The sequence below is a fragment of the Microbulbifer mixtoriginis (SeqCode) genome, from assembly GCF_052466865.1.
In genome coordinates, this window is the sequence record NZ_CP174293.1 from 1,955,299 (window position 1) to 1,980,876 (window position 25,578).

Sequence of the window (25,578 nt, forward strand, 5' to 3'; positions counted from 1 at the left end):
TATCTACTCCGATGCCGGGCGCAACATTTCGATATGAGGTATACCGTCTTCCTCGTAAGGGGTGGAGACCTGCTCAAAGCCAAAATCTCCATAAAACTTACGTAGGTGCTCTTGGGCGGAAATACGAATCCCCAAACCTGGATATTCATTCAGGGTTTGTTCTACCGCGCGGCGGATCAGTTCTTTGCCCAGCCCTGTGCCACGGCTAGACTCTGCGGTAAGCACACGGCCTATTGAGGGCTCGGAATATTTTTTGCCCGGAAATACCACTCGTAGGTAAGCCATCAATCGTGGGGATTGGCTTTCCTTGTCCCAGCAGATTAGGTGCCAGGCTTCTTGATCTTTGCCATCTGCATCTTGATAAGGGCAATCTTGCTCTACCGTAAAAACTTCCTGGCGTGCCCGCAAGATTTCATAAAGCTGATCGATAGTGAGTTGTTGAAAGCTACACCATTGCCACTGCACTTGTATTGCCTCTTGGTTTACTAGGTTTGTATTTTTTATTAGGAGTAGATTGGATATTAAACCGGCAGGTAGGGTAAAAAAAGTCAGTATGTAGTGGGCCTCTGATTTTTTCACAAAGGCCCAGTGGCTGGTTGCTATTTTAATTGAGAGGGGCTTCCTGAGTACCCCTTGCAAAGGAGCCATGCTCGAGATAATGGAGTACCTGCGCAATAACCTTTTTGTCCTTCATCATGAAGACATGGGTGACTGGCATTTCCAAGTGATCGTTCATGCCTTCCAGCTTGGTACTGGCAACCGAGACTTTTCCGTCATCAGTCTCAGGGATTAGTCGTGACAGTATCAGGTTGATACTGCGAGTACCCGCAATAATACCCACATCAAAATTAGCGCTGCCTAGTTTATTGGGGATACTCAGCTCGCCTGTACCTAGTTGTAGGCCGGCATCTCCAAAGGCAAATTCAAACCCTGGGAAACTACCGAGCTTATCCACCACCTCACTGCCCTTATTGGGAGGGCCCAGCATAACCACTCGGTTGAGATTCTCAATCTTAACTTGGCTCAGATACTGGCGAACCAATATGCCCCCCATGGAGTGGGTAACAAAATTGATTTCGGTCTGTCCTGCGCAATGATCCAGTGCTGGGGCTATGGCCCTGCCGGCCAGTTCCTCAATGGGGAAGCGGGTAGAGGGGTAATCCACATTGACGGTCTTGTAGCCGGCGGCACTAATCGCTTGCTCCAGCTTTGTCATGGAACTATCCGATTTGGCCAGGCCGTGAAGCAATATTACACAGGCCGAGTGGGCGTTTACTGATGGTGCGCCCACGAATACAGACCCAAGGCATAGCGATAGGGTGAGAAAAAACTTCTTCATTGATTTTCTTTTAGCAGTGGCTCTCGTGGCTGCAGTATGCTGCGGGGCCTGTAAAAATCCAAGATGCTCGCTCAATGAGGAGGGGAGCATCATTGAATGAGTACCGCTTAGTCATCTAATACGTTGGCGCAGTAATTCGGCCATGCGTTCGGGTTTGTCCGGGGTGATGACCAGAGTTTTACCGGGGAAATATAAAACAACAGCTTTCTCTTGATCCGTGACGAAGGCCCGATAACGACCCAGTTGCTGGTTTTGGAAGAGCCCGATGTAGCCAAAGAGGCCGGAGTTGCCAAAGATGCGGACCGATCCTTGCATGGCTGTTGGGTCGACTTTGACCTCCTGCAAGCCTTCTAGGGAGATGGAGGTTCTCCAGCCTGGCCTTAGTATCTGCAGGCAGTCGTTGGCGAGGGTATAACCGCGGATGGCAAACACGGCACCTAGTAGCAAAATGACCGCTGGCAGGGCAATAGCAACGCTATAGAGGAGGGAAGGGCTTTGCTGGGATTTTGCTATCAGCACGAAGGGGATTGCCAAAAGTAGAAAAGCACTCAGTGCGCTGATTATTTTCAGTTGGCGGCTCCAGGGGGCTTGAAAAACAACAAGAGGCATAAATTACTCAATAAGTAATGGACAGTTTGAATGTCTCAATCATAGTGCTGATGGAATCGGCTTGGCAAAGTCGCAGTCTATGTAATTGGCCCTTTATAAAAGGAGAGGCTAAATAGATTTAGCGCGGCTTAGGTTTTCAAAAATAGATTTTGAGCAACATCGATTTTCACAATGGATTAACTATGGCGAATCGGATTGAAGAGCGAGATAGCACGTCAGCCCTTGTGGTAGAGGGTGGCGCTATGCGCGGAATTTTTGCAGCCGGAGTCTTGGATGCTTTTATCGAGGTGGATTTTTGCCCCTTTGACTTCGCCATTGGCGTTTCTGCGGGGTCAACCAACCTGATTGGTTACCTGGCGGGAGACCATGGCCGTAGCCGCCAGATTTTACTTGACCATGCCACACGCGCGGACTTTATTGACTGGCGGCGCTATTTGCGAGGGGGGCACTTTTGCGATATCAGTTGGTTATGGCATGCCTCTTACAATGATGTCCCTCTGAATATTGAGCGCTATACGGAAAATGGCGTGCCTCTCTATGCGGTGACAACTAGCATCAATAGCGGGCAGCCCCATTACGTATGCGTCACGCCCGAGAATATGCATGAAGTGTTTCCTGCATCCTGCGCTATCCCCATGGCTTACCGGGAGTTCCCTCCTGTTGCTGGGGAACCAATGACCGACGGTGGCCTGGCTGACTCAATCCCGGTTATTCGAGCATACGAGCAGGGGGCGCGGGATATTACTGTGATTCTGTCTCGCCCACTGGGTTATAGAAAACCAGTGGGTTCAGCCCCTAAGTTCATCAAGCAGTTTTTCCACGATCACGCCCGCTTGTTTGAAGCGGTCTTGGAGCGCGGAGAGCGCTACAACCGCGCTTTAGACTTTATCCAGGCGCCACCACCGGATTGCCGGGTGTCAGTGATAGCGCCTCCTGCGGACTTTCCCGTTAAGCGTTTTACTCAGGAGGTTGAGTTGCTGGAGAAGGGGTATCTGGTCGGCAGTGAGCTGGGTCGAAGCTTCCTGAGAAATTCAGGGGATAAGTTGCGGGCAATGGGACCTGACAGCCCGTAACGGGCTGCGGGTGCTCACCATTAGGGTGGCAGCTGCATGTATGCAAGTAAGGCTGGGGGGCGTGTTGGCTAGAGGCTTCACTGGAGTTTGCCCAGTATTGGCATTTACTTCTTCTTTGACCTGTAGGAGTCTTGTGTGAAGGGGGGAGAATGTTGCTAACCTAAGGAACCTTTGAATTTTCATAGTGTTTCTGCCGGCTTGAAGGGTTGCCTGGCTCGGGTTTATTAAGCTGCCCCCTTCTTGCTGTGATGGGATGAGTTATAGGGCTATAAGGAGAATGGTTCTGTGACTCGTGGGATTCCAAGCAAAATTTTGAATAACAAACTTAAGGTAAAGGAGTAGATAATGAACGGAAAGTGCCTCTGCGGCGCTGTTGAGTTTCAGCTGGAAGAGCCGCTGCCCGGTCTCTATCAATGCCACTGCTCACTCTGCCGCAAGTTAAGTGGTTCCGCATCAGATACCGCATTATTCATCAGTCGTGAACAGTTTCGCTGGGTGCGTGGATTGGACAAAATTTCCTCTTATCGAAAACCTACCGGTTTTCGTTCCGACTTCTGTAGTGAATGCGGTAGCTCTGTTCCTCACCTGATGAGTAATACTACGCACTTTTGGGTGCCGGCTGGACTACTAGACGGAGAGTTTCGCGGTAAGGTGATGGCCCACTTACACGTTGATTCTAAAGCGTACTGGGATGAGATTGGTGGTCAGGCCGAGCATTTTGCGGAGATGCCTGAAATGGATGAGCTGAGTAGACTGCTGCACGAAGTGATCGAAAGAGAAGAGGGTGAGTTACTGGAAAGTTGAGGCACAGCATACTCTAAAAAGCCATTAGGCAATTCAACTTTCCTCAATCTCTGTTGATTATTGGCGCATACAAAAAAGCCCCGCTCTTGCGAGCAGGGCTTTTTTGTATATGGCGGACCGGACGGGACTCGAACCCGCGACCTCCGGCGTGACAGGCCGGCATTCTAACCAACTGAACTACCGGTCCGCATTCCTGCTTCTCTTGATGGCTCTTGCCTGGCAAGAGTAAGAGAAGTGGTGGGTGGTACAGGGGTCGAACCTGTGACCTACGGCTTGTAAGGCCGTCGCTCTCCCAACTGAGCTAACCACCCCGTGTCAGGAGCTGCGTATCTTAATGATTTTTTATCTGTGGTAAATAGCTTTAACAAAAAAAATTAAATAAAAATTTATTTAGATCGAAAAATCATCAATTCTCAATTATTTTTTTTAATTTACCTTTTAGCTGAATGTTTTTCCCGCAGACAAAGAGCTGTTCTGTCTTTGCTGGTCGTCAGTAAAAAATAAATCTAAAGAATATTTCGGTGTGGACTGGCAGATTATTTTATCGGGTGAAGTGATTGTTTGGTGTGGTCCACAAAGGAAGCTTTTGGTAAGAATTTACTTCGATGAGGTTTTCTGTAGCAGGCTGGCGACCACTCAGACTTGCGCCGTCCCTTTAACGGGTTGCCGGGTATAGTTTCGAAATTTAATTAATTTTTTTTACAAAAATTTCTTTGAGCTGCTTTTGGGATCGGAGCATATACAAAAAAGCCCCGCTCTTGCGAGCAGGGCTTTTTTGTATATGGCGGACCGGACGGGACTCGAACCCGCGACCTCCGGCGTGACAGGCCGGCATTCTAACCAACTGAACTACCGGTCCGCATTCCTGCTTCTCTTGATGGCTCTTACCTGGCAAGAGTAAGAGAAGTGGTGGGTGGTACAGGGGTCGAACCTGTGACCTACGGCTTGTAAGGCCGTCGCTCTCCCAACTGAGCTAACCACCCCGTGTCAGGAGCTGCGTATCTTAATGATATTTTTTTAGCGGTCAACAACTATGGCAAAAAAATTCTAAAAACTTGATTTGGGATAAAAAAACATCAGTTAGGTGGTGGATTTTCTTTCAGAGTTTTATCCGCTGAATTTATTTTACTTAAAAATAACTTGCTGGTTTTTTATCCTGCGGACAATTAAATGGTAGTGAAAGAAACCCGTTTCGGGTTGGGAATTGCTGGTTGCCTTGTTGCTGGCGATTAAAATTGTGTGCACGTGAGGCTGGTAATAATGGTTGTGCGGGGAGGGGGATTTTTTACTGCCGTTTATTGTTGTTAATTGCTTGAGTTGCTGCAGGTGGGTGTGGCGCAGGAGCTTGGAGAGGGAGTTTTACAGGGTGTTAATGTCTGCACATACAAAAAAGCCCCGCTCTTGCGAGCAGGGCTTTTTTGTATGTGGCGGACCGGACGGGACTCGAACCCGCGACCTCCGGCGTGACAGGCCGGCATTCTAACCAACTGAACTACCGGTCCGCATTCCTGCTTCTCTTGGTGGCTCTTGCCTGGCAAGAGTAAGAGAAGTGGTGGGTGGTACAGGGGTCGAACCTGTGACCTACGGCTTGTAAGGCCGTCGCTCTCCCAACTGAGCTAACCACCCCGTGTCAGGAGCTGCGTATCTTAATGATATTCTTTGCGGCGTCAACGCCTTTTTTGAATTTTTTTTTGTCTTTCAATGAGTTAAGGCGTTTAAGAACGAGATGGTGGGCGTGTCCGGCAAGTGGCGACACTGTTATAATCGCGTAAATTTCCAGGGTGTGAGCGTGGAGTAAGCCGTGAAACAGATGAGCTGGTTGGGGCAATTTCTACTTGCGTTTGGCCTCTTGTGCCTATCCGTAGTGGCACAGGCGGTGGTGGAGACGGAGAAGTTGTCCTCTCCGGAACTGGAGGCGCGCTACCGGGTGCTGATCGAAGAAATGCGTTGTCCAAAATGCCAGAACCAAAACCTGGCCGACTCGGATGCGTCGATTTCCACCGATTTGCGGCGGGAAATTCGCCGGCTACTGGAAGAGGGTTTTACAGACCAAGAAATTATTGACTACATGGTGGCCCGCTATGGGGACTTTGTTCTCTATAGACCCCCGGTACAGCGCAATACTCTGGCGCTTTGGCTGGCTCCCGGCATCTTTGCCTTGGTGGGTCTACTGGCTTTGATTGTGATTGTGGTGCGTTCTCGCAGTGGCACTGGTGCCAGTCAGGACGATGACTCTGGAGAATTGACTACAGAAGAGAGGCGCCGTCTGAAAAAACTGCTAGGTGATGACCTGGACGATTTGACTGACCCTGGGAAGAAGAGCAAATGACTGATATTTGGTTTGGTTTAGCGATCCTGTTATTGCTGTTGGCATTTATCTTCCTTTTACCGGGATTGCGTGGAGCCGGTGCCCGGCGTTCCGGTGGAGATAAGCGTGAAGCCCTGGCGCAGCTGTATCGAGAGCGCACGCGGGAGCTTCGCGCAGCGGTGCAAAGTGGCGCTATGGATGAGCGGCAATTTGCCCAGCTGGAAGCAGAGATGGCACGCGAATTATTGAGCGCGAAAGAAGAAGCGAATGCTGTAACTCCCTCGCGTAAAGGCTCCGGGTTGCTGATTGGTCTGGCTGTTCTTGTGCCTGCGATTGCAGTGGGGGCCTATGTCCTTTCTGAGCGCCCCCAGGAAGTATCTCTGTATCGCGAAATGTTGGCCAGTCAGCAGGGGCAAACAGACCCTTCAACTGAAGAGCGCATCACCCAGCAGTTAAAGCAGCGGGCAGAAACTCATCCTGAGGATTTGAGTAGTCGCTTTGTTCTGGCTCAACGGCTTCTGGTCACTGGTGATATCGCCGGAGCGGTAGAGGCCTATCGCTATGTGCTGGCACGGGAACCCGAGGCAGTTATGGTCAAGGCCGAGCTGGCGCAAGCGTTGTTTTTTGCGGGCGGCTCTAAAATAACGGATGAAATTCGCACTCTGGTCGATCAGGTGCTAGAGGCCCAGCCCAGCAATGGGACAGCATTAGGCTTGGCGGGAATTGCAGCCTATGAGGACAAGGATTACCGCAAGGCGCGTGATCATTGGCAGGGTGCCCTTGCGCAGCTGGCTCCAGGGTCTGCGGCGGCAGAGGCATTGGCGGCGGGTGTTGCCCGCGCCGAAAAGGCCCTGGGCGAAGATGGTAATGATGGTGCGGTTGAGATAGTTCAAGCCGCTGTAGAGGAAAATGCTGAAGTTGATGGTAATGCCGCAGCGGAAATTCGAGTGCAAGTGAGCTTGGGTGATCAAGTTAAAGCAGATCCGTCAACGCCGGTGTTCATTTATGCTCGCAGCACTGATAGCCCAATGCCTTTGGCGATTGTTCGGCTAACCGCTGGCGAGTTACCAGCCGAAGTGGTGTTGGATGAATCCCGGGCTATGATGCCAGGGCGCTCCATTTCAACCGTAGATACGGTGCAATTGGTCGCACGCTTGGCTTTGCGTGGTGACGCGCGCCCCGCGGCGGGCGATTGGCAGGGCTCTATCAAGACCCTACCTAAATCCAGTTGGAGTGAGTCGCAGTCTATCGTTATTGACCGGGAGCTTTAGGCCCTATTCAAGTATCGCGTTGGCAGGCTACAGTGTTCAGGAGAGTGCTGCGGCCTGAGAACTATTTGGCGCCTGGGCGGTCACAGCCGCACGGGTAGAAATAGATTTTGTTTTGCCACTGGTGATGATTTTGTGCCGCTTGAAATGTTGGCATTGGGTACCAGTTGAAGCCATTGCGCGATCTTGACTTGACCACTGGCCATTCCGGCCGATAATCCGCGTGAAAAGATACTGTGAAAAGCCGCGCTGAAAGCCCCGGTGGCGCCATGTACAATTGAGTGCTTGGTGATCGGGCCGGCAAAGATAAAAAATACCGAGTTTAAGAATACATGCGTCTGAAGTGCATCAAGCTTGCGGGTTTCAAATCCTTTGTTGACCCCACCACTGTTTATTTCCCGACAAACCTCAACTCGGTGGTTGGCCCTAACGGCTGTGGTAAATCGAATACGATCGATGCTGTGCGCTGGGTAATGGGTGAGTCGTCCGCAAAAAATCTGCGCGGCGACTCTATGACAGACGTTATCTTTAATGGCTCCAGTGGTCGTAAACCTGTAGGTCAGGCCTCTATTGAACTGGTATTTGATAATTCTGCCGGTAAATTAACTGGCGCCTACGCCGCATTCTCCGAAGTTTCGGTAAAACGTAAGGTCACGCGCGAAGGCCAGAATAACTATTACCTAAATGGGGAAAAGTGCCGTCGCCGCGATGTAACTGATCTGTTCCTGGGGACCGGTCTCGGTCCGCGTAGTTATGCGATTATCGAACAGGGCATGATTTCCAAGTTGATTGAGGCCAAGCCCGAGGAACTCAGGGTCTATATCGAAGAGGCTGCAGGCATTTCCAAATACAAGGAGCGGCGGCGGGACACGGAAAACCGTATGCGCCGTACTTCTGAAAACCTGGAGCGTCTCACCGACATTCGCGATGAACTGGATCGGCAATTGTCTCGCTTGGAGCGACAGTCCGCCGCGGCAGAAAAATACAGCCGATTTAAAGAGGAAGAACGCAGCCATAAGGCAAATTTGCAAGCCCTAAAATACCGCGAACTCAATGAGCAGGCTGTCGCCAAGCAGCAACAGATTGGCGAACTGGAGCTTACCGTTGAGGAATTGGTAACCCGGCAGGTGAACTGTGATACCGGCATTGAGCAAAAGCGCGTTGGCTATCACGAGTTATCCGATGGTTTTAATGAGGTGCAGGGACGCTTCTATGCGGTGGGTGCGGACATTGCCCGCCTGGAGCAGAGTATCGCCCATGCCCGCGAGCGCTCCACTCGCCTGCATTCCGATTTGGCCCAGACCGAGCAGGAGTTCCGCGAAGCGGAGACCAACCTGGAAGTAGATCGCGAGAAGGCAGCCCAGTTTGAGGAAGAGCTAGAAGTAATTGTTCCAGATTTGGAAATGGTGCTCGCCGCAGAGGAGGATTCCGCCACCGGGCTACTCGAAGCCGAAGAGCAGATGCGCAACTGGCAAAACGAGTGGGATCAGTTTAATCAGGGGGCTTCTGGCTCTCGCCAGAAAGCAGAGGTGCAGCAGTCTCGCATCCAACATCTGGAGACTTCCGGGCAGCGACTTCTGGAGCGGATTAACAAGCTCACGGCAGAGCAGTCCGGCCTTCAGGTTTCCGAGGATGATGAGGAAACCCAGCAGTTAAATGAACAGCTTGCCGAGCTGGAAATGCAGGTACACGAGCGTCGCGAGGAAGCTGCCGAGCGGACAGAATCCCTGCAGGAAATACGCAATCGCGAGCGGGAGCTGGCGACAGAGCTGGACCAGCTGCGCCTGCAGTTGCAAACCAGCCGGGGCCGCCAAGCTTCTCTTGAGGCGCTGCAACAGGCTGCGTTGGGGCAGGGCAAAGCGGTGGAAAATTGGCTGCAGCAGCAATCCCTGAGCGATCGCCCACGCCTGGCTGACCAAATCCAGGCACAAGCGGGCTGGGAAACAGCGGTGGAAACCGTTCTCGGTCAACAGTTACAGGCGGTCTGCGTCGAGCGGTTGGAAAGTCTGACTGAGAGCTTGGAGCAGCTGCAAAATGGCCAGGCTGTCTTTATCGATGGCACCATGGTGGGAGCAGCGACCGTTGGGCAGCTGCCCACGTTGGCAAGCGTTGTACAGGGGTCATCCTCTCTTACCGGTCTGCTCGCCGGCATCTATACCGCGGACACTCTCAATGAAGCGCTGGCACAGCGCACTGGCCTGCAACCCCATGAGTCTATTGTGACGCGGGATGGGCTCTGGCTGGGTCCTAACTGGTTGCGAGTGAGCCGTGCCAGCGATGCCGAGACTGGGGTGCTCGCCCGCAAGCAGGATCTGGAAACACTGTCCGCAGAGATATCCCTGTGCGAAGAGCAGATTGAGCAGTGCAGTGAGCAGCGTGAATCTCTGCGCGAACAAGTGACCGGTGTTGAGCGGGCGATTGAACAAGCCCGCAACGACTCCGAGCAGCTCGGGCGGCGCGAAGCCGAATTACGCAGCCAACTCTCTGCCCGTCGCGCTCGCGCCGAGCAGATGAGTGAGCGCCGCAATCGCATCGAACAGGAAATTGCCGAGGTGCGTGAGCAGCAGGAAATTGAAGGTGAGTCGCTTTCTGAGGCGCGCCTGATGCTGCAGGAAGCCGTGGAGGCCATGAGCGATGACACCGATCGTCGCGAAATGCTGATGGAGGGGCGCGAAGCCCTGCGCGAAGCTCTGGATGCCGCCAGACAGCGTGCGCGCGAGGACAAGGATCGCGCCCACGAGCTGGCTATGCGCGAACAGTCGGTGCGCACCCAGATGGTTTCTCTGGAGCGCACATTGCAAGTGATGGGTGAGCAGCTGGAGCGCTTGCGTAGCCGCCGGGCCCAGCTGCAGGAGCAGATGGCTGAAACCCAGGACCCCTCCCAGGATTTCCAAATGGAGCTGGAGGAGAAGCTGGGTGAGCGTATTGAGGTGGAAACGGAGCTGGCTGAAGCCCGTAAAAAACTCGAAGAGGTGGAGACGGGGCTGCGTGAACAGGAACAGGAGCGGCACAAGGTTGAGGCGGCTTTACAGGGGGTGCGCGCCCAGCTGGAGCAGGAACGTCTCTCCGCACAAACCCTCGAAGTGCAGCGCAACGGCCTGGTAGAACAGCTGCGCGAAGATGAACAGGATTTGGATCAGCTGCTCGAACAGCTACCCGGGGACTTGACGATTCCCCAGGTGCAGGAAGATCTGGAGTTGGTAGCCGCGCGTATCTCACGTTTGGGCCCGATCAACCTCGCCGCTATTGATGAATACAAACAGGAGTCTGAGCGTAAACATTATTTGGATCGCCAGTACGGTGACCTGATGGAGGCGCTGGAGACTCTGGAAAATGCAATTAAGAAAATCGACAAAGAGACGAGAAGCCGCTTTAAGGAGACCTTCGATCAGGTCAATGCGGGCTTGCAGGAACTATTCCCGAAAGTTTTTGGGGGCGGTAACGCCTATCTGGAGCTGACTGGCGAGGACCTGCTTGATACTGGGATCGCGATCATGGCGCGCCCGCCGGGCAAGCGCAACAGCACGATTCACTTACTCTCCGGTGGGGAAAAAGCGCTGACGGCAATCGCCCTGGTATTCTCTATTTTCCGCTTGAATCCAGCACCTTTCTGTATGCTGGACGAAGTGGATGCTCCTCTCGATGACGCTAACGTAGGTCGCTACGCACGAATGGTTAAAGAAATGTCAGAACACGTTCAGTTCATCTATATTACCCACAACAAGATTGCGATGGAGATGGCGGATCAGCTGTTGGGTGTGACCATGCATGAACCGGGTGTCTCTCGCCTGGTATCGGTGAATGTGGAAGAAGCAGCTGAGCTGGCTTCTGCATAAGGCGTAAAAGGAGGAGCGCTTAAATGGATAACTGGCTGGTTACGATCCTCGTGGTAGTGCTGCTTGTAGTGGTGCTGGACGGCGTGCGCCGCGCAATTTTACGGCAGAAAGCCGCGGTAAAGGTATCGCGGAATCTGTCCAAAGCGATGCAATCCGAAGTGGGGGGGGATGTGGACCCCCTTGTGCAGGAACCGGCTCGCCCACCCGAAACAAGTGGGACCCCCGGAGATTCCCAGGAAGAGACAAAGCCGCGACCGGCAACCAGTGAATTGCCGGGTCAGGTGCGTGTTGTGCAAAGGCGTGCTATGGAAGATGCACTGCATGTGAACCGCCAAGTGCAGGAGAGCTTTATTTCCTCGCGCAAGCCCCTTGCGGGCAGTGCACCGCAGCGCAACGCCCATGAGCAGGGGGTGCTGGACCTGGAGGAGCAGGTGCCCACTTTGATGGACTCTGTGGGCGAGGAGCAGCGCTTTGAGCCGGCGCTGGATGAGTCTGAGAGCTTCAATGCGCTCACCGAAGAGCGCCCAGAGCCCATATCTCCACGGGATGAGCCCCAAGCCCGCGAAGCCGATACGGTTGTGTCGCCAAGCAAAGAATCCGCTGTAGAAAAAAGCTCTGTCCGCGATGAAGTGTTGGTTATTAATGTGATGGCACCCGAAGGCGATTACTTTGAAGGCAACGATCTTCTGCGGGTAATGGTGGCCTCTGGTATGCGTTTTGGAGAGATGAATATCTTCCATTACCACGAGGGAGGCGGTGCCGATGGTGCGGTGATATTTAGCCTGGCCAATATTGTGGTGCCGGGTGTTTTTGACCTGGCACAAATGGAGGAGTTTGCCACCCCGGGGGTCAGTATGTTCCTGGCATTACCGGTTGAGGGCGAGGCGATCCAGGCATTCAATCAAATGCTTTCCACCGCCTACAAAATTGCCGAGTTGCTCGGGGGCGAGTTGAAAGATGAAAATCGCAGTGTTTTCACTGCCCAGACTGCTGAGCACTATCGTCAGCGTGTCGTGGAGTATCAGCGTCGCCGGGCCCTGAGTAAGGCGCAAGGCTGATAACCTGCAACACTATTTGTTCGCATAGTTTTACAATTCTTGCTTTGTAACAACGCGGCCCCAGGCCGCGGTTGAGCCTGAGGGCTTTTCCGCGAGCTGGGGCCGTTGTTGCATTTGAGTTTAATTTTTTTGATTTATTTTCACTCGAACAGTCGATGACCAAACAATCCATACCCCAGTCAATACGCGAGCGAGTAGAGGCTTTGCACGAGCTGCTCCTAAAAGCTAATTATCAATATTATGTGCTGGATAATCCGGAATTACCGGATGTGGAGTACGATCGCCGCCTAAGAGAGTTGCAGGATATAGAGCAACAATACCCAGAGTTGCTGAGCCCGGATTCGCCTACCCAGCGGGTCGGCGCAGAGCCGCTATCCTCCTTTTCGGAAGTGCGCCACGAAGTGCCCATGCTTTCTCTGGATAATGCCTTTAGCGACGAGGAGCTGCTGGAGTTTGATCGGCGGGTGAGAGACCGCCTGAATAGCAAGGGCGCAATCGAATATGCCTGTGAGCCCAAGCTGGATGGTATCGCTATCAGTCTGCTCTATCGCAATGGCATTTTGGAGCGTGCGGCGACCCGTGGTGATGGCACCACTGGCGAAGATATAACGCAGAATGTACGCACTGTGGGCTCGGTGCCACTGCGTCTGCGTCGAGAAAAGGGGGTCACTGCGTATCCGACAGTGCTGGAGGTGCGCGGTGAAATCTATATGCCCAAGGCGGGCTTTGCCGAGTTAAATCGCAAGGCTGCCGCCGCGGGCGAGAAGCTGTTCGTCAATCCTCGCAATGCGGCGGCGGGCAGTCTTAGACAGCTCGATTCCCGCATTACCGCGCAGCGCCCGCTTGAGCTTTGTGTCTATGGTACTGGGCTGGTCGAGGGGGCCTCTCTGCCGGAAGAGCATCTGGCAACGCTCGAGTTGCTGGGGCAGTGGGGATTTCGGGTGAATAGCGAAATGCGTTTGGCGGCGGATATTCAGGCCTGCATCGAATATCACCGCGAGCTCGGCGATAAACGCGAGGGCTTACCCTACGATATCGATGGCATTGTGTTTAAGGTCAATAGTATTCCCCTGCAGCGCCGTTTGGGTTTTGTTGCCAGGGCGCCGCGCTGGGCTATGGCCTATAAATTTCCCGCTCAGGAAGAAATGACCGAGCTTCTGGATGTGGAGTTTCAGGTGGGGCGCACTGGGGCGGTTACCCCAGTGGCGCGCCTTAAGCCGGTGTTTGTGGGTGGGGTAACCGTCTCCAATGCGACTTTGCACAATCGCGATGAAATCCAGCGCCTCGGTGTGATGATCGGCGATACCGTGGTAATTCGCCGTGCTGGGGATGTGATTCCCCAGGTGGTTTCGGTTGTGGAGAGTAAGCGCCCGAAAGATGCCCGTGTAATTGAATTTCCAGCGCACTGCCCAGTGTGTGATTCGCCGGTGGAATCCACTCCCGGGGAAGCCGTTGCCCGTTGCAGTGGTGGTTTGATTTGTAGCGCTCAGCGTAAGCAGGCGATCAAACACTTCGCTTCGCGCAAAGCGATGGATATCGATGGCCTGGGGGACAAATTAGTAGAGCAGTTGGTGGATGAGGGGCTGCTGCACTCGGTTTCCGGCCTCTACCACCTCGATCTCGAGCAGGTTGCCGGGCTCGAGCGCATGGGACAGAAATCTGCACAAAATCTACTCGATGCCTTGGAGCGCAGCAAAGATACAACCCTGCCCAAATTCCTTTATGCCCTGGGTATTCGCGAGGTGGGAGAGGCGACTGCGCGCAACCTAGCTCGTCATTTCGGCTCCTTGGAGGTATTGATGGCGGCCAGTGAAGAGGCACTACAGGAGGTGGAAGATGTGGGACCTGTTGTTGCCCATTTTGTTGCCGAGTTCTTCCAGCAATCCCACGCCCAGGAAGAGATCGAAGCCTTGCGCCAGGCGGGTGTGCACTGGGTGGTGGAAGAAGTCGCAGCCGAGGAGCAACCCCTAGCGGGCCAGACCTGGGTGCTGACTGGAAAATTGGAAACGCTGTCACGCAGCGAGGCCAAGGATTACCTGCAACGTCTTGGTGCCAAGGTGGCTGGTAGTGTCTCTGCAAAAACGCACCATGTAGTGGCAGGCCCCGGTGCCGGTTCAAAATTGAACAAGGCACGGGAGTTGGACATTCCGGTGATGGATGAAGAGGGTCTGATGGATATGTTGCGCCAACGGGGATTTGAAATTTAATCTGTCGCTGCGGGCACTGTGAATTGGTGCTCGCGCTTCTCGTTAAATCTCACAAATTATTTATAAATAAATCGGCGATGGTCATGGTAATGCCAATGATCACCTGTGGAGTTATGGCTTTCTGGTCGCTTCGCCGTTAAAGTGCATCTCCTAGATCTTTTTTGCCCTGGGTACCTGATGTCCGGTGGCGCTGCGGTAAGGAAAGGAATTAATGCTTCAGGGCGATCAGGAATCCATAGTCTACGGTTGTATCAAAGACAGCAATAGCCTTGCCGGAGGTAGCGAACGCCGTCGCATTAACCGCAATGCGGTACTCGCTCTGCCCAGTGCCGACGAGTGGCCCTTTCTCTGTCGCGATATGTTTTCTATTCCCACCATTAAAATGAAGCAATCCCAATACCAAACGGATGTGATCCACTTTGGCGCCTCCTACCGTGCGGTAGAGTATGAATGGGATATGTGGATTCAGAAGTTTGAGGAATTGTTGAGAAGCATGTACTGGGTGTCCGCCACTGTACACTTGGAAACCGAGCTTTCTGGAGTGCATTCCTTTAGTTGGGAGGCTGCTGGCCTCTATCATGAACCCGGAAGTGGTGACATGCAGGTACGCTGTGAATGGACTCAGGAGGGGCGGGTGAGTGTCTAACTTGGCAAGCTCACTCTGCGCCTCAATCCCCGGTATCTTGGGTCTTTTCTTTTAGCTCTTAATACTTCCTTCTTTCAGAGACTTCCTCTGCCTAAGGCTTTTCGCGAGGCGTCAGTCACAGATTTTGGCGCTCGCCTTCGGTTCGGCAACTATATTCCCTGGAACCCCCTTTCAGTGGGACTTTGGTCTGGTAAAGTGCTGTTTGCCACCCCGCCGCAGAATGTGGGGTTGGTGGGCTGTTCAGCCAGATGATAAGAATTGGCGCCGTAGGCGCCTTATCAGGAAGCAAAGATTATGATCAAAGTGAACTCTCTACTTTTCGCCAGTGCCTTGATGTTGTCGCCGCTGTTACAAGCTGCGGAACACGGCAGCAAGACCGAAGCTGCGGAAAAAGCCCCGCAGCAAACCAAGCTCTATATTATCTCCCCGAAAGATGGCGAGAAGGTGCCACAGACTTTCACTGTTAAATTTGGCCTGTCTGGCATGGGTGTGGCTCCGGCGGGTGTAGAGCGTGAAAATACCGGCCACCACCACCTGCTGATTGATGTGGATGATATGCCGGACCTGAGTAAGCCCCTGCCCGCGACTGAAAATATCATTCACTTTGGTGGTGGTCAGACAGAGACACAAGTCACCTTGCCGCCCGGTAAACATACGCTACAACTGGTGCTGGGCAACTATATGCATGTGCCTCACAAGAATCCGGTGGTATCGAAAAAGATTACCGTTGTAGTCGAGTAGACCCCGGCCAATTCCACATTTCTGAACGGTGCACAGGAGTGCACCCTGAGGGACACAAATGGGCGATAAATTCCGCATTGAAAAGGACAGTCTCGGCGAAATCCAAGTGCCACAGGAGGCGCTTTACGGAGCACAGACCCAGCGTGCCGTAGAGAACTTCCCTGTCAGTGGCAAGCCCCTACCCGCTGAATTTCTCCGGGCCATAGTGCTGATCAAAAAGTCTGCTGCCGAGGCCAACAGGGATCTGGGCTTACTGGATAAGGCGCGTGCTACAGCGATTATCGACGCCTGTGATCGACTTGGCGATGAGGAATTTGCGCGCCATTTTCCTGTGGATATTTACCAAACCGGTTCCGGCACCAGTTCAAATATGAATGTGAACGAGGTGCTGGCGCACCTCGCTGCAGAGGGCAATGGCCTGTCTATTAGCCCCAATGATCATGTCAATATGAGTCAAAGCAGTAATGACGTGATTCCCACGGCGATACATGTATCGGCTCTGCTGGCAGTGCGCGACAAGCTGCTGCCAGCGTTGCGTAATCTTCATACCGGGATATGCAATAAGAGCGTCGAGCTGGAGAGCGTGGTCAAGACAGGCCGAACCCATCTGATGGATGCTGTTCCTATCACTATGGCGCAGGAGCTGAGTGGTTGGGCGGCGCAGGTGGAAGCTGGTCGAGAGCGCATCCGTGGCTGTATGCCCCGCCTGGCACAGTTGGCCCAAGGCGGCACGGCGGTGGGCACTGGTCTCAATGCTCACGCTGACTTTGCCGAGCTTTTTGCGCAAAAGTTGAGTGCACACACTTCTCAGCAATTCCGCCCAGCGGAGAATTTTTTTGAGGCGATTTCCAGCCAGGATACTTCCGTGGAGCTGTCTGGGCAGCTCAAGGTTTTGGCTGTATCCATGATGAAGATTGCCAATGACTTGCGTTGGATGAACAGTGGTCCCTTGGCAGGTCTCAAGGAGATTGAGCTCAAAGCCCTGCAGCCGGGCAGCAGTATTATGCCCGGCAAGGTGAACCCGGTAATTGCTGAGTCTGCCGCAATGGTGGCGGCAAGGGTGATGGGTAACGACGCAACCATCACAGTGGCCGGACAAAGTGGTAATTTCCAGTTAAATGTAATGCTGCCCCTCATGGCCAGCACATTGTTGGAGAGCGTTCACTTGCTCGCCAATGCTGCGCAGTTGCTGGCGGATCGGGCTATCGCAAGCTTTACCGTGAATCGCGCCCATATTGACGAAACCCTGGGGCGGAACCCTATCTTGGTTACCGCCCTGAATCCGGTCATCGGGTATCTGAAGGCCGCTGAAATTGCTAAAGCGGCCTATAAAAGTGGTCGTCCGGTGATGGATGTGGCGCTGGAGATGACCGATTTGGATCGCAAAACTCTTGAGGGACTGCTGGATCCGGCACATCTGGCGAAGGGAGGGTTGGTGGGGGAGTAGCGACTCTTTAAATAGGGGGGGTTAGGCGAAGACCGCGATGCCCAGCATTATCAGGGTGACAATCAGTGTCATAAGTATCATCCAGCGGAAGAGACGCAGCAGGGTAGCCTGATCTTCGGGTTCCAGCATTCTTCTGGGCATTTGCGCCTCCTGCGGCGTTGACAGATACCTGCCGATCCCTCACGATTCGACGCCGCGTCGGTAGCTGGGGAACATTTGATTAATTTCACAATGTTTCATGGGGGCTTTTTACAGGCTCTTAGGTGCCGACAATACAATGGTAGTGCCACAAGAAGTGGCTATCTCACCTGTTTTGAAAATCAATGTATCCAGATCACCATGGCCAATAAAAGTCGCCGCTCCTTTATTACCAGCGTGCTCGCCTGTGTCGCATTTGTTGCGGCGGCGATCTTTAGCTGGGACCTGCCTGTCAAGGATGTCCTTTATTACCTGGTCCTTTTACTGTTAGCGCTGTTTGTCATTATTGCAGCTGCGTTGGGTTTTGGGGCCGTATTGAGCTGGTTACGCAGGCGAAAGTAGACAGATGGCGGCATCAGAAGAGGATATTCGTATACCCATTGCCTACCTGGAGCGATTGCTAGAGGAGGCGATACGCCACGGCTGCGACAAAGCCGAACTGCTCGAGTCGGTCGGTATTGATGAGCATGAGCTGGAGGGTGTGGCGGCATTTTCGGCGATAAAATACGGCCGTCTTTACCAGCGGGTTATGTGGCTGGCCCAAAATGAATGGTTTGGCATGCTCAGTGGCGGGCGAGTGCGCTCGGGCTCTTTCCGCTTGTTGTGTATGGCGGTGGTCAATTGCGCCACTCTGCGCCAGGCAATTACGCTCTGTGCCGAGTTTATGGAGATCTGTCGCGGCTTTAAAGTGAAGCCGGAGCTGCAGGATGGAGAAAATGGCCGCGTGCGGGTAGAAATCCACGGTATCAGCTCCCTGGAAAAAGGGGAGTTTGATCGGCTGTTGGCCGCCACTAGCCCCAGTGTGGTGCGCACTACCTTGGCAGTTTGGCACCGTTTCTACTGCTGGTTGGCAGGGCGTGAAATCCCGCTGGCACGTTTGCATTTTTCTTTCTCCTGTCCGGAAGAGTTTCGCAGCTTGGCTCAGAGCGAAGCGGGCGAACTGTCTTTTGAGCAGCCATTCAATGCCCTCGAGTACGATGCACGTTATCTCGATTACCCGGTGGTGCAGAGCCCCCAGATGGTGGAGGATTTTATCCGCACCGCGCCTTATCATCTGGTGATTAGCGACGGCAGTGCCAACAGCATCAAAACCAAGGTTAAAACCATCCTCAACAGGGATGTCAGCGAATCCATGCCCGCCGCCGAAGCTGTGGCAGAGCGGCTCAATATGTCCGTGACTACTTTGCGCCGCCGCCTGCAGCAAGAGGGCACTTCTTACCAGAAATTGAAAGATGAGTGCCGTATGGAAGCGGCATTCCACTACCTGAGTTGCCCGGATCTCTCCAATGGACAGATTGCCGAGATGCTCGGGTTTGATGAATCCAGTGCTTTTTTCCGCGCCTTTAAGAAGTGGACTGGGATCACGCCAGGCGAATACCGCCGCGGGGGTCGAGCCGCTGCTGGCCTGGATATTTGACTGGCCTGGTCACATTTTTTCGAATTCCCGCCTCGATTTGTCACCGCTTTGGACGGATTTCGCCATAGAGAGGGCTGTAGCCTTACTACTATGATGAACCAATCTTATTAATTAGTCACAAATATGACCGGGCAGTTTCTGGCTGGTCTTAACATAACCGAATTGAGGGTATCAGGATGACCGATATCAAAGTGCCACTGCGTGAAATGCGTTTCGTAATGCGCGAGATGCTGGACTCAGATAAGCATTACGAGTCTCTGGGTTTTGAGGAGGCCACTCCTGATGTCGTGGATGCCATCCTGGAAGAGGGTGCTAAGTTCTGTGAAAACGTACTGGCTCCGCTGAATCAGATCGGCGACCAACAGGGCTGTACCTGGAAAGACGGTGAAGTCACCACTCCAGAAGGCTTTAAAGAGGCCTATCAGCAGTTTGTAGAAGCCGGCTGGCCGGCGCTGCCCCACGACCCCGAATACGGTGGTCAGGGCCTGCCGCCCTCTCTGGGCACCATCATGAGCGAAATGGTGGGTATTGCTAACTGGTCTTGGGGTATGTACCCGGGCCTTTCCCACGGTGCCATGAACACCCTGGAAGAGCACGGTACCGACGAACAGAAGGCGGTTTATCTGACCAAGCTGGTTGAAGGCAGCTGGACCGGCACCATGTGTCTGACCGAGCCTCACTGTGGTACCGACCTGGGTATCCTGCGCACCAAGGCTGAGCCCAACGATGACGGCTCTTACGCGATTACCGGTACCAAGATCTTTATCTCCGCCGGTGAGCACGACATGACCGACAACATCGTGCATATCGTGCTGGCACGCCTCCCAGATGCGCCGGCTGGCACCAAGGGGATCTCCCTGTTCATCGTGCCCAAGTTTATGCCTAACGCTGATGGCTCTATCGGTGAGCGCAACGGTGTTGTATGTGGTTCTCTGGAACACAAGATGGGTATTCACGGTAATGCCACCGCAGTACTGAACTTTGACGGTGCTAAAGGCTTCCTGATTGGCGAGCCCAACAAAGGTCTGAACTACATGTTCACCTTTATGAATACTGCGCGTCTGGGTACCGCTTTGCAGGGCCTTGCCCACTCCGAGATCGGCTTCCAGAAGTCCTTGGCTTACGCTAAAGATCGCCTGCAAATGCGCTCCCTGTCTGGCGTTAAGAACCCAGAGGGTCCCGCTGACCCAATTATCGTGCACCCTGATGTACGTCGCATGCTGATGACCCAAAAGGCCATCTCTGAAGGCAGCCGTATGTTGGTTGTTACCTGTGCGCAACTGGTTGACATCACTCATAAAGGTGATGAGGAAGCGAAGAAAGAAGCGGAAGATCTGCTGGCATTCCTAACGCCGATCGCTAAAGCATTCATTACCGAAGCCGGTCTTGAGTCCGCCAACCTGGGCCTGCAGTGCTTCGGTGGCCACGGCTACATCGCCGAGTGGGGTATGGAGCAGAATGTACGCGATGCGCGTATCTCCACCATCTACGAAGGCACCACTGGCGTTCAAGCACTCGACCTGCTGGGTCGTAAGGTATTGATGAGTCAGGGTGAGCTGCTGCGCCACTTCACCAAGAAAGTGCACAAGTTCTGCCAGGCGGAAATTGATAATGAAGCGCTTGCGCCTTTTGTTACCAAGCTGCAAGAGCTGAACAAGCAGTGGGGCGACCTGACTCTGCACGTAGGCGGTAAGGCCATGGAGAATGCGGATGAAGTTGGTGCGGCTTCCGTGGATTACCTGATGTTCTCCGGCTACACCGTGCTGGGTTATCTGTGGGCGCGTGCTGCTAAAGTAGCTAACGAAAAGTTAGCTGAAGGCACTGCTGAAGTAGATTTCTATCAAGCCAAGCTGAAGACTGCCCGTTTCTATTTCGAGCGCATCCTTCCGCGTACCTCCAGCCATGCTGAAACCATGCTGAGCGGTGCGGCCAACCTGATGGATCTGGACGCAGAACATTTCGCGTTCTAAATCCAATCTCAATAAAAAACCGCCGGTCTTCACCGGCGGTTTTTTTTACCGGCGCCGAAGTGGCCAATGACGGAGACATTCCGATGCAATTGCCGGATTCAGTTCAGGAGCGCCTGCGGCGCATAGCTTGTTTGCACCCACTTGCTCGGGTACAGTTCCGCCTGCCGGATGCCTGTGACTTTTATGTTTACGTAAAAGGAGCTCCGAATGATCTCGAAGTGGTTTCTGAGTTCGGGCAAACGGAAGAACCGGCGCTAATATTGGAAATGGCTAATCACACTTTGAATGCGATTTTGGCTGGCCATTTAAACGCTAGACATGCTTTTTTGTTGGGAGATGTCCAATACTCTGGAGATAGAGAATTGGCCGCTGCGTTGGCAGGTTTGTTTCCTGCGCAGGGTAAAGAGGACGATGGGTTTGGAGAGGCATGAATAAGCCTCTTTTTTATTGTCTCGCAACATACTACAAACAATAAATAAATTCTCGCTGGCTCCGAAAAATGGCAGGTTTCGTCTATAAGGGCGAGAGATGTGAGCAAGCGATAACAACAATCAGGAATGGGAGAAGAGAGTTGGACATTGATCGCGGCATTCTCGATGTATTTAAAGGCGCTTGCGCCAAATTTGGTGACCGACCGGCTTTCACCTGCCTGGGGCGAACTCTGACTGTCGGTGATATCGACACCTTGAGCGCGAAGTTCGCATCTTATTTGCAAAATCACACCAATTTGAAGCCCGGTGATCGCATCGCTATCCAGCTGCCCAATGTACTGCAGTACCCTGTAGTTGTATTTGGTGCTTTGCGAGCTGGACTTGTGGTCGTCAATACCAATCCGCTGTATACCCAGCGTGAATTAAAGCACCAGTTGAATGACTCCGGTGCCAAAGCATTGGTTGTACTGGCGAATATTGCTGATACCGCTTCGGCTGTTGTTGCTGAAACTAGTGTTGAGAAAGTGATCGTTACTGAGATCGCAGACCTGCACAGCCCTTTAAAGCGGGTTCTGATCAACGGCGTTGCCAAGCACATCAAAAAAATGGTGCCGGAATTCTCTTTTGCCCAGCAGGTAAATTTCCGTGAGGTACTGGCTCTCGGTGCACAGAAGGGCAGTGAGGATGTTGAGCGCGCACCAGAAGATATCGCCGTGTTGCAATACACCGGTGGCACCACCGGTGTTGCCAAGGGTGCGATGCTGACCAACCGCAACCTGGTTGCCAATATGCAGCAGGTTCTTGAAGCGTTTGGTAGTGGTATGAAAGAGGGGGAGGAGTTCTATATTGCGCCGCTGCCGCTCTACCATATTTACGCTTTCACCATCCATTGCATGTGCCTGTTCTCCACCGGCAACCACTCTCTGCTGATTCCAAACCCGCGTGATATTCCCGGCTTTGTGAAAACCCTGAAAGGGCAGCGCTTTACCGGCTTTGTTGGCCTGAACACCCTGTTTAACGGCTTGATGCTGAATAAAGATTTTGCCGAATTGGATTTCAGCAAACTGCACTCCACGGCTTCTGGTGGTATGGCTCTGACCAGAGACACTGCCAAGCGCTGGGAAGATATGACCGGCTGTGTGGTTATGGAAGGCTACGGTATGACCGAGACTTCTCCGGTTGTTTCTTTTAACCCCACCGAGGGTGTACAGCTGGGTACTGTGGGTATCCCGGTTCCGGGAACTGAAGTTAAAGTCGTGGATGAAAATGGCAACGATCTGCCGAATAACTCTCCCGGTGAGCTCTGTGTGCGTGGTCCCCAGGTAATGAAGGGATACTGGCAGCGCCCAGAAGCTACTGCCGATACCCTCGATAGTGAAGGTTGGTTGAACACCGGTGATATGGCGGTGATCCAGGATGATGGATACATCAAGATTGTGGATCGCAAGAAGGACATGATTATTGTGTCTGGCTTCAACGTATATCCCAACGAAATTGAAGATATCGTCAGTGCCCATCCAAAAGTGACCGAAGCCGCTGCAATTGGTATTCCCGATGAAAAAAGTGGTGAACAGGTGAAGCTTTTTGTTATCAAGGCTGACCCGTCTTTGACTGAGAAAGAAGTTATCGCTTTCTGTCGAGAGAATATGACGGCATACAAGGTGCCGAGAAAGGTTGAGTTCCGTGAAGATTTGCCAAAGACAAATGTCGGTAAAATCCTGCGTCGTGAACTGCGCGATGAAGAATTGAAGAAAAAGGATGCTATCGGCGCTTAGTTATAAGTTTATCCGGCAATTATTTGGCGGATAACTGCGACACAAGGATGTGTCGCCTGTGATAGCCGTTTCCTAAATCCCGCCCTCTAATAAGCCTGTTTAAATCTGCCATTCTCCGCTGGTCTCAACTGTTTCAATATATCTTCAGTTGCGACTAGAACACTTAAGTGCACACTTGAAAAAGTGCTCGGATCTTTCCGTTGTTAATACTTTCGTGACCAACTTTTTTTATTGTTAATTTCCTTATCTTTTTTTGGGAAAACCTAGTGAAGTTAAAGTGACCATTTATTAGTAGGCTGCCCTCACCCCGATGTGGTGTTGAAAAACATAGGTCTAATTGAAGGGGATCTCTATAACGCGTGACAATTATCTAGGATTTGCTTGGATATTTTTATCTTGTGTAGGGAGTGTTTAGCTTTTGTCCGATTGCCATGCCTCGCGATTAAAGTGACGGCAGGTGCTGCAAAACTGAATGAATCAATTTCCAAAGAGTTTACAGTGGTGGCAAGGCCGATGAGAAGGATATGGACTCTACGGCAGTAGCACTGATGGTATCACTGCCGTAGAGTGGCTGGAGAGAGGGTTACTTACGGGCTTCGGCACTCGCATCGCGAATTGCGCGGAACTCGTTGCCCTCATACCAGTTGGGCCAATCGCGGCTGTTGGCCAGTTTCAGACCTAGTTTTAGGCCAAGCTGCAGGTCCATTGCCGAACCCTTCAAGTTCCAAGAGGGGTCGTATTCATCGCCAGGCTTGTGGTAATGCTGGCTAACATACTCAGCACCCTTTGCCTGGGCCCACTCGCGGCCATGCTCAAAGTTGTCGCTGCCGGAGTCGAAATACAGCATGGGCACGCCTTTCTTCGCCAGGCTGAAATGATCTGAACGATAGAAGTAGCCGCGCTCCGGGTGCTCTTCCGGGGCTAAATAGCGGCCTTGTCCTTTGGCGGATACCTCCAGCATTTGCTCCAGCTCACTGCTGCCATAACCGATTACAGTAATGTCGCGGGCTGGGCCCAATACGTTCATGGCATCAAAGTTAATGCCAGCAACGGTTTTCTCCAAAGGAGCGACAGGTTTTTCGGCGTAGTACTTGGAGCCAAGCAGGCCTGACTCTTCAGCCGTTACGGCAACGAACAGCAGCGAGCGCTCTGGGCGATCCAGCTTCACCGCCTCAGCGGCCATAGCGATTAAGCCAGCGGTACCGGTGGCATTATCGACGGCCCCGTTAAAGATCTGGTCTTTACCATCTGCATTTTTGTTAACGCCCAGGTGGTCCCAGTGCGCGGTGTAGACAATCACCTCGTCGGGGTGCTTGTTGCCCGAAAGCTTGGCAACCACGTTGCGAGAATTAGACTTCTGCAGGCTGTTTTTCAGTTTTACGCTGGCGGTTATCCCCAGAGCCTTGGGTTTGAAGCCCTGAGTTTTGGCTGCGTCCATTTCCTTTTGCAGATCGAGGCCGGCGGAGCGGAATAGCGTATTGGCGGCTTGATTGGTCATCCAAGCTTCAATAGCAACCCGGTCTGCATTCTTATTTTCGGCTTCGAGGCTGACTTGCGCACCGGACCAGGAGCCACTAACCACTTCCCATGGATAGCCCGCAGCACCGGTCTCATGAATGATAATCGCACCGTCAGCTCCTTGGCGGGCGGCTTCCTCGAACTTGTAGCTCCAGCGGCCGTAATACGTCATGGCATTGCCATTGAACAAGGCCTTGTCCTGGGTCGCGTAACCGGGGTCATTCACCAAAATAACCGCAGTCTTGCCTTTCATATCCAATCCGGCGTAATCGTTCCAGTTATTTTCTGGAGCGACAATGCCGTAGCCCACAAATACCAACTCGCTGTTCTCCAGGGAAGAGCCTGCGGTCTGTCTTTGGGTGAAGGCCACCATATCGTCTATTGGTTGCAGGTTTTGCTCGAAACCATCGCCCTTGAATGTCAGGGGGGTGGTTTCAATTTCCATTTCCACGATAGGGACTTGCTGGAACCAGCTGGGTTTGCCGGCCGCATCCATTGCCCCAGGCTCCAGGCCCAGCGCCTTGAATTGCTCTGCCAGGTAATTCACGGTGAGTTCTTCACCCTTGGTAGCGGGAGCGCGCCCTTCAAACTTGTCGGAAGCAAGGATCGCAATGTGTTTGTGTAGGTCTGCAGCTATGGCATCGACCTGAGCCTGTTCGGCTTCACCGAGAGATAACTTGGCACCGTCAGCATGGTGGTGTTCAGCATGGGCTGCGTTGTGATCAGCCTCCGGCTTGGCCGCTTCAGTGGTACTTTTGCCACAAGCGGTTAGTGCGCTGCCGACGGCAATGGTCAAACCGAGGCGACGCCAAAGAGTAGGGATTCGCATAATTATGTCCTGTGAGTCTTGCTCAGACACGGATTATGCACGATATAGAGCAAACTAACGACAATTCTTCGGTAGTCGGCTAGTCAAGCAGGCTGGTACCGCTG

Annotated in this window: 19 protein-coding genes and 6 tRNA genes; 15 read left to right on the forward strand and 10 right to left on the reverse strand. The window is 52.9% G+C overall.

The annotated features are described in order from the left end of the window. Positions 1-3: 3 nt before the first annotated feature. From ACJJJA_RS09090 to ACJJJA_RS09100, 3 genes are all read right to left on the reverse strand, one after another. Positions 4-465: a GNAT family N-acetyltransferase gene (locus ACJJJA_RS09090; RefSeq protein WP_444904371.1), complete on the reverse strand. Its 462-nt coding sequence runs from the start codon at positions 463-465 to the stop codon at positions 4-6. Between the two features lie 139 nt (positions 466-604). Then, entirely contained in the window at positions 605-1,339 is a 735-nt protein-coding gene (locus ACJJJA_RS09095) for an esterase/lipase family protein (RefSeq protein WP_444890755.1), read from the reverse strand. 111 nt (positions 1,340-1,450) lie between these two features. Further along, positions 1,451-1,948, reverse strand: coding sequence for a PH domain-containing protein (locus tag ACJJJA_RS09100; protein ID WP_444888583.1), 498 nt, complete (start codon positions 1,946-1,948; stop codon positions 1,451-1,453). A 182-nt stretch (positions 1,949-2,130) separates the two neighbouring features. Here ACJJJA_RS09100 and ACJJJA_RS09105 point away from each other — a divergent pair, with 182 nt between their 5' ends. Beyond that, complete coding sequence (locus tag ACJJJA_RS09105) at positions 2,131-3,021, forward strand: patatin-like phospholipase family protein (protein WP_444904372.1); 891 nt, start codon at positions 2,131-2,133, stop codon at positions 3,019-3,021. A gap of 345 nt (positions 3,022-3,366) precedes the next feature. Next, positions 3,367-3,825, forward strand: a complete 459-nt coding sequence (locus ACJJJA_RS09110) for a GFA family protein (RefSeq protein ID WP_252085337.1) — start codon at positions 3,367-3,369, stop codon at positions 3,823-3,825. 110 nt (positions 3,826-3,935) lie between these two features. Here ACJJJA_RS09110 and ACJJJA_RS09115 read toward each other — a convergent pair. The 6 genes from ACJJJA_RS09115 to ACJJJA_RS09140 form a co-directional block, all read right to left on the reverse strand. Further along, a tRNA-Asp gene (locus tag ACJJJA_RS09115) sits at positions 3,936-4,012 on the reverse strand. Positions 4,013-4,060: 48 nt separating this feature from the next. Further along, positions 4,061-4,136 (reverse strand) — tRNA-Val (locus tag ACJJJA_RS09120). A 471-nt stretch (positions 4,137-4,607) separates the two neighbouring features. Continuing rightward, positions 4,608-4,684 (reverse strand) — tRNA-Asp (locus ACJJJA_RS09125). A 48-nt stretch (positions 4,685-4,732) separates the two neighbouring features. Then, positions 4,733-4,808 (reverse strand) — tRNA-Val (locus tag ACJJJA_RS09130). A gap of 442 nt (positions 4,809-5,250) precedes the next feature. Then, a tRNA-Asp gene (locus ACJJJA_RS09135) sits at positions 5,251-5,327 on the reverse strand. Between the two features lie 48 nt (positions 5,328-5,375). After that, positions 5,376-5,451 (reverse strand) — tRNA-Val (locus ACJJJA_RS09140). A 184-nt stretch (positions 5,452-5,635) separates the two neighbouring features. On the opposite strand from ACJJJA_RS09140, the gene ACJJJA_RS09145 reads away from it, so the two are divergent. The 13 genes from ACJJJA_RS09145 to ACJJJA_RS09205 all read left to right on the forward strand — a co-directional run bounded on the left by ACJJJA_RS09145 (position 5,636) and on the right by ACJJJA_RS09205 (position 23,127). Next, positions 5,636-6,154 (forward strand): cytochrome c-type biogenesis protein, encoded by a 519-nt coding sequence (locus ACJJJA_RS09145; protein ID WP_444905235.1) that lies wholly within the window; start codon positions 5,636-5,638, stop codon positions 6,152-6,154. Then, complete coding sequence (ccmI, locus tag ACJJJA_RS09150) at positions 6,151-7,404, forward strand: c-type cytochrome biogenesis protein CcmI (RefSeq protein ID WP_444904373.1); 1,254 nt, start codon at positions 6,151-6,153, stop codon at positions 7,402-7,404. Before ACJJJA_RS09145 ends, ccmI begins: the two co-directional genes overlap by 4 nt. Before the next feature lie 329 nt (positions 7,405-7,733). Next, positions 7,734-11,237, forward strand: coding sequence for a chromosome segregation protein SMC (gene smc, locus ACJJJA_RS09155; RefSeq protein WP_444904374.1), 3,504 nt, complete (start codon positions 7,734-7,736; stop codon positions 11,235-11,237). Positions 11,238-11,260: 23 nt separating this feature from the next. Further along, positions 11,261-12,295, forward strand: a complete 1,035-nt coding sequence (gene zipA / locus ACJJJA_RS09160; RefSeq protein WP_444904375.1) for a cell division protein ZipA — start codon at positions 11,261-11,263, stop codon at positions 12,293-12,295. Between the two features lie 155 nt (positions 12,296-12,450). Continuing rightward, a complete protein-coding gene (ligA, locus tag ACJJJA_RS09165; protein ID WP_444885445.1) occupies positions 12,451-14,502 on the forward strand; it encodes an NAD-dependent DNA ligase LigA in 2,052 nt (683 codons plus the stop codon). Between the two features lie 211 nt (positions 14,503-14,713). Beyond that, positions 14,714-15,148 carry a hypothetical protein gene (locus ACJJJA_RS09170; RefSeq protein WP_152456343.1) on the forward strand — a complete coding sequence of 145 codons (435 nt, stop codon included), beginning with the start codon at positions 14,714-14,716 and terminating at the stop codon, positions 15,146-15,148. A gap of 294 nt (positions 15,149-15,442) precedes the next feature. Beyond that, on the forward strand, positions 15,443-15,889 hold the full coding sequence (locus ACJJJA_RS09175) for a DUF4399 domain-containing protein (protein WP_444885444.1): 447 nt from the start codon (positions 15,443-15,445) through the stop codon (positions 15,887-15,889). Positions 15,890-15,947: 58 nt separating this feature from the next. Continuing rightward, the gene (locus tag ACJJJA_RS09180; RefSeq protein ID WP_252085343.1) at positions 15,948-17,336 is read left to right on the forward strand and encodes a class II fumarate hydratase; all 1,389 of its coding nucleotides are present in this window, start codon (positions 15,948-15,950) and stop codon (positions 17,334-17,336) included. A 216-nt stretch (positions 17,337-17,552) separates the two neighbouring features. Next, entirely contained in the window at positions 17,553-17,876 is a 324-nt protein-coding gene (locus ACJJJA_RS09185) for a hypothetical protein (protein WP_444904376.1), read from the forward strand. 4 nt (positions 17,877-17,880) lie between these two features. Continuing rightward, entirely contained in the window at positions 17,881-18,951 is a 1,071-nt protein-coding gene (locus ACJJJA_RS09190) for an AraC family transcriptional regulator (RefSeq protein WP_252085345.1), read from the forward strand. A 176-nt stretch (positions 18,952-19,127) separates the two neighbouring features. Then, entirely contained in the window at positions 19,128-20,921 is a 1,794-nt protein-coding gene (locus tag ACJJJA_RS09195) for an acyl-CoA dehydrogenase C-terminal domain-containing protein (RefSeq protein WP_252085346.1), read from the forward strand. An 83-nt stretch (positions 20,922-21,004) separates the two neighbouring features. Next, on the forward strand, positions 21,005-21,352 hold the full coding sequence (locus tag ACJJJA_RS09200; RefSeq protein WP_252085347.1) for an SCP2 sterol-binding domain-containing protein: 348 nt from the start codon (positions 21,005-21,007) through the stop codon (positions 21,350-21,352). Between the two features lie 140 nt (positions 21,353-21,492). Next, entirely contained in the window at positions 21,493-23,127 is a 1,635-nt protein-coding gene (locus tag ACJJJA_RS09205) for an AMP-binding protein (RefSeq protein ID WP_444898585.1), read from the forward strand. 583 nt (positions 23,128-23,710) lie between these two features. Here ACJJJA_RS09205 and ACJJJA_RS09210 read toward each other — a convergent pair. After that, on the reverse strand, positions 23,711-25,474 hold the full coding sequence (locus ACJJJA_RS09210; RefSeq protein WP_444904377.1) for a M28 family metallopeptidase: 1,764 nt from the start codon (positions 25,472-25,474) through the stop codon (positions 23,711-23,713). Positions 25,475-25,578: the final 104 nt, after the last annotated feature.

What these genes read in the sequence shown, in the direction of transcription:
- ACJJJA_RS09100 (WP_444888583.1), bottom strand. Translation starts at nt 1,948, where the DNA reads ATGCCTCTTGTTGTTTTTCAAGCCCCCTGGAGCCGCCAACTGAAAATA.
- ACJJJA_RS09110 (WP_252085337.1), top strand. Translation starts at nt 3,367, where the DNA reads ATGAACGGAAAGTGCCTCTGCGGCGCTGTTGAGTTTCAGCTGGAAGAG.
- ACJJJA_RS09200 (WP_252085347.1), top strand. Translation starts at nt 21,005, where the DNA reads ATGCAATTGCCGGATTCAGTTCAGGAGCGCCTGCGGCGCATAGCTTGT.
- ACJJJA_RS09170 (WP_152456343.1), top strand. Translation starts at nt 14,714, where the DNA reads ATGCTTCAGGGCGATCAGGAATCCATAGTCTACGGTTGTATCAAAGAC.
- zipA (WP_444904375.1), top strand. Translation starts at nt 11,261, where the DNA reads ATGGATAACTGGCTGGTTACGATCCTCGTGGTAGTGCTGCTTGTAGTG.
- ACJJJA_RS09190 (WP_252085345.1), top strand. Translation starts at nt 17,881, where the DNA reads ATGGCGGCATCAGAAGAGGATATTCGTATACCCATTGCCTACCTGGAG.
- ACJJJA_RS09180 (WP_252085343.1), top strand. Translation starts at nt 15,948, where the DNA reads ATGGGCGATAAATTCCGCATTGAAAAGGACAGTCTCGGCGAAATCCAA.
- smc (WP_444904374.1), top strand. Translation starts at nt 7,734, where the DNA reads ATGCGTCTGAAGTGCATCAAGCTTGCGGGTTTCAAATCCTTTGTTGAC.
- ccmI (WP_444904373.1), top strand. Translation starts at nt 6,151, where the DNA reads ATGACTGATATTTGGTTTGGTTTAGCGATCCTGTTATTGCTGTTGGCA.
- ACJJJA_RS09105 (WP_444904372.1), top strand. Translation starts at nt 2,131, where the DNA reads ATGGCGAATCGGATTGAAGAGCGAGATAGCACGTCAGCCCTTGTGGTA.
- ACJJJA_RS09095 (WP_444890755.1), bottom strand. Translation starts at nt 1,339, where the DNA reads ATGAAGAAGTTTTTTCTCACCCTATCGCTATGCCTTGGGTCTGTATTC.
- ACJJJA_RS09175 (WP_444885444.1), top strand. Translation starts at nt 15,443, where the DNA reads ATGATCAAAGTGAACTCTCTACTTTTCGCCAGTGCCTTGATGTTGTCG.
- ligA (WP_444885445.1), top strand. Translation starts at nt 12,451, where the DNA reads ATGACCAAACAATCCATACCCCAGTCAATACGCGAGCGAGTAGAGGCT.
- ACJJJA_RS09145 (WP_444905235.1), top strand. Translation starts at nt 5,636, where the DNA reads ATGAGCTGGTTGGGGCAATTTCTACTTGCGTTTGGCCTCTTGTGCCTA.
- ACJJJA_RS09195 (WP_252085346.1), top strand. Translation starts at nt 19,128, where the DNA reads ATGACCGATATCAAAGTGCCACTGCGTGAAATGCGTTTCGTAATGCGC.
- ACJJJA_RS09210 (WP_444904377.1), bottom strand. Translation starts at nt 25,474, where the DNA reads ATGCGAATCCCTACTCTTTGGCGTCGCCTCGGTTTGACCATTGCCGTC.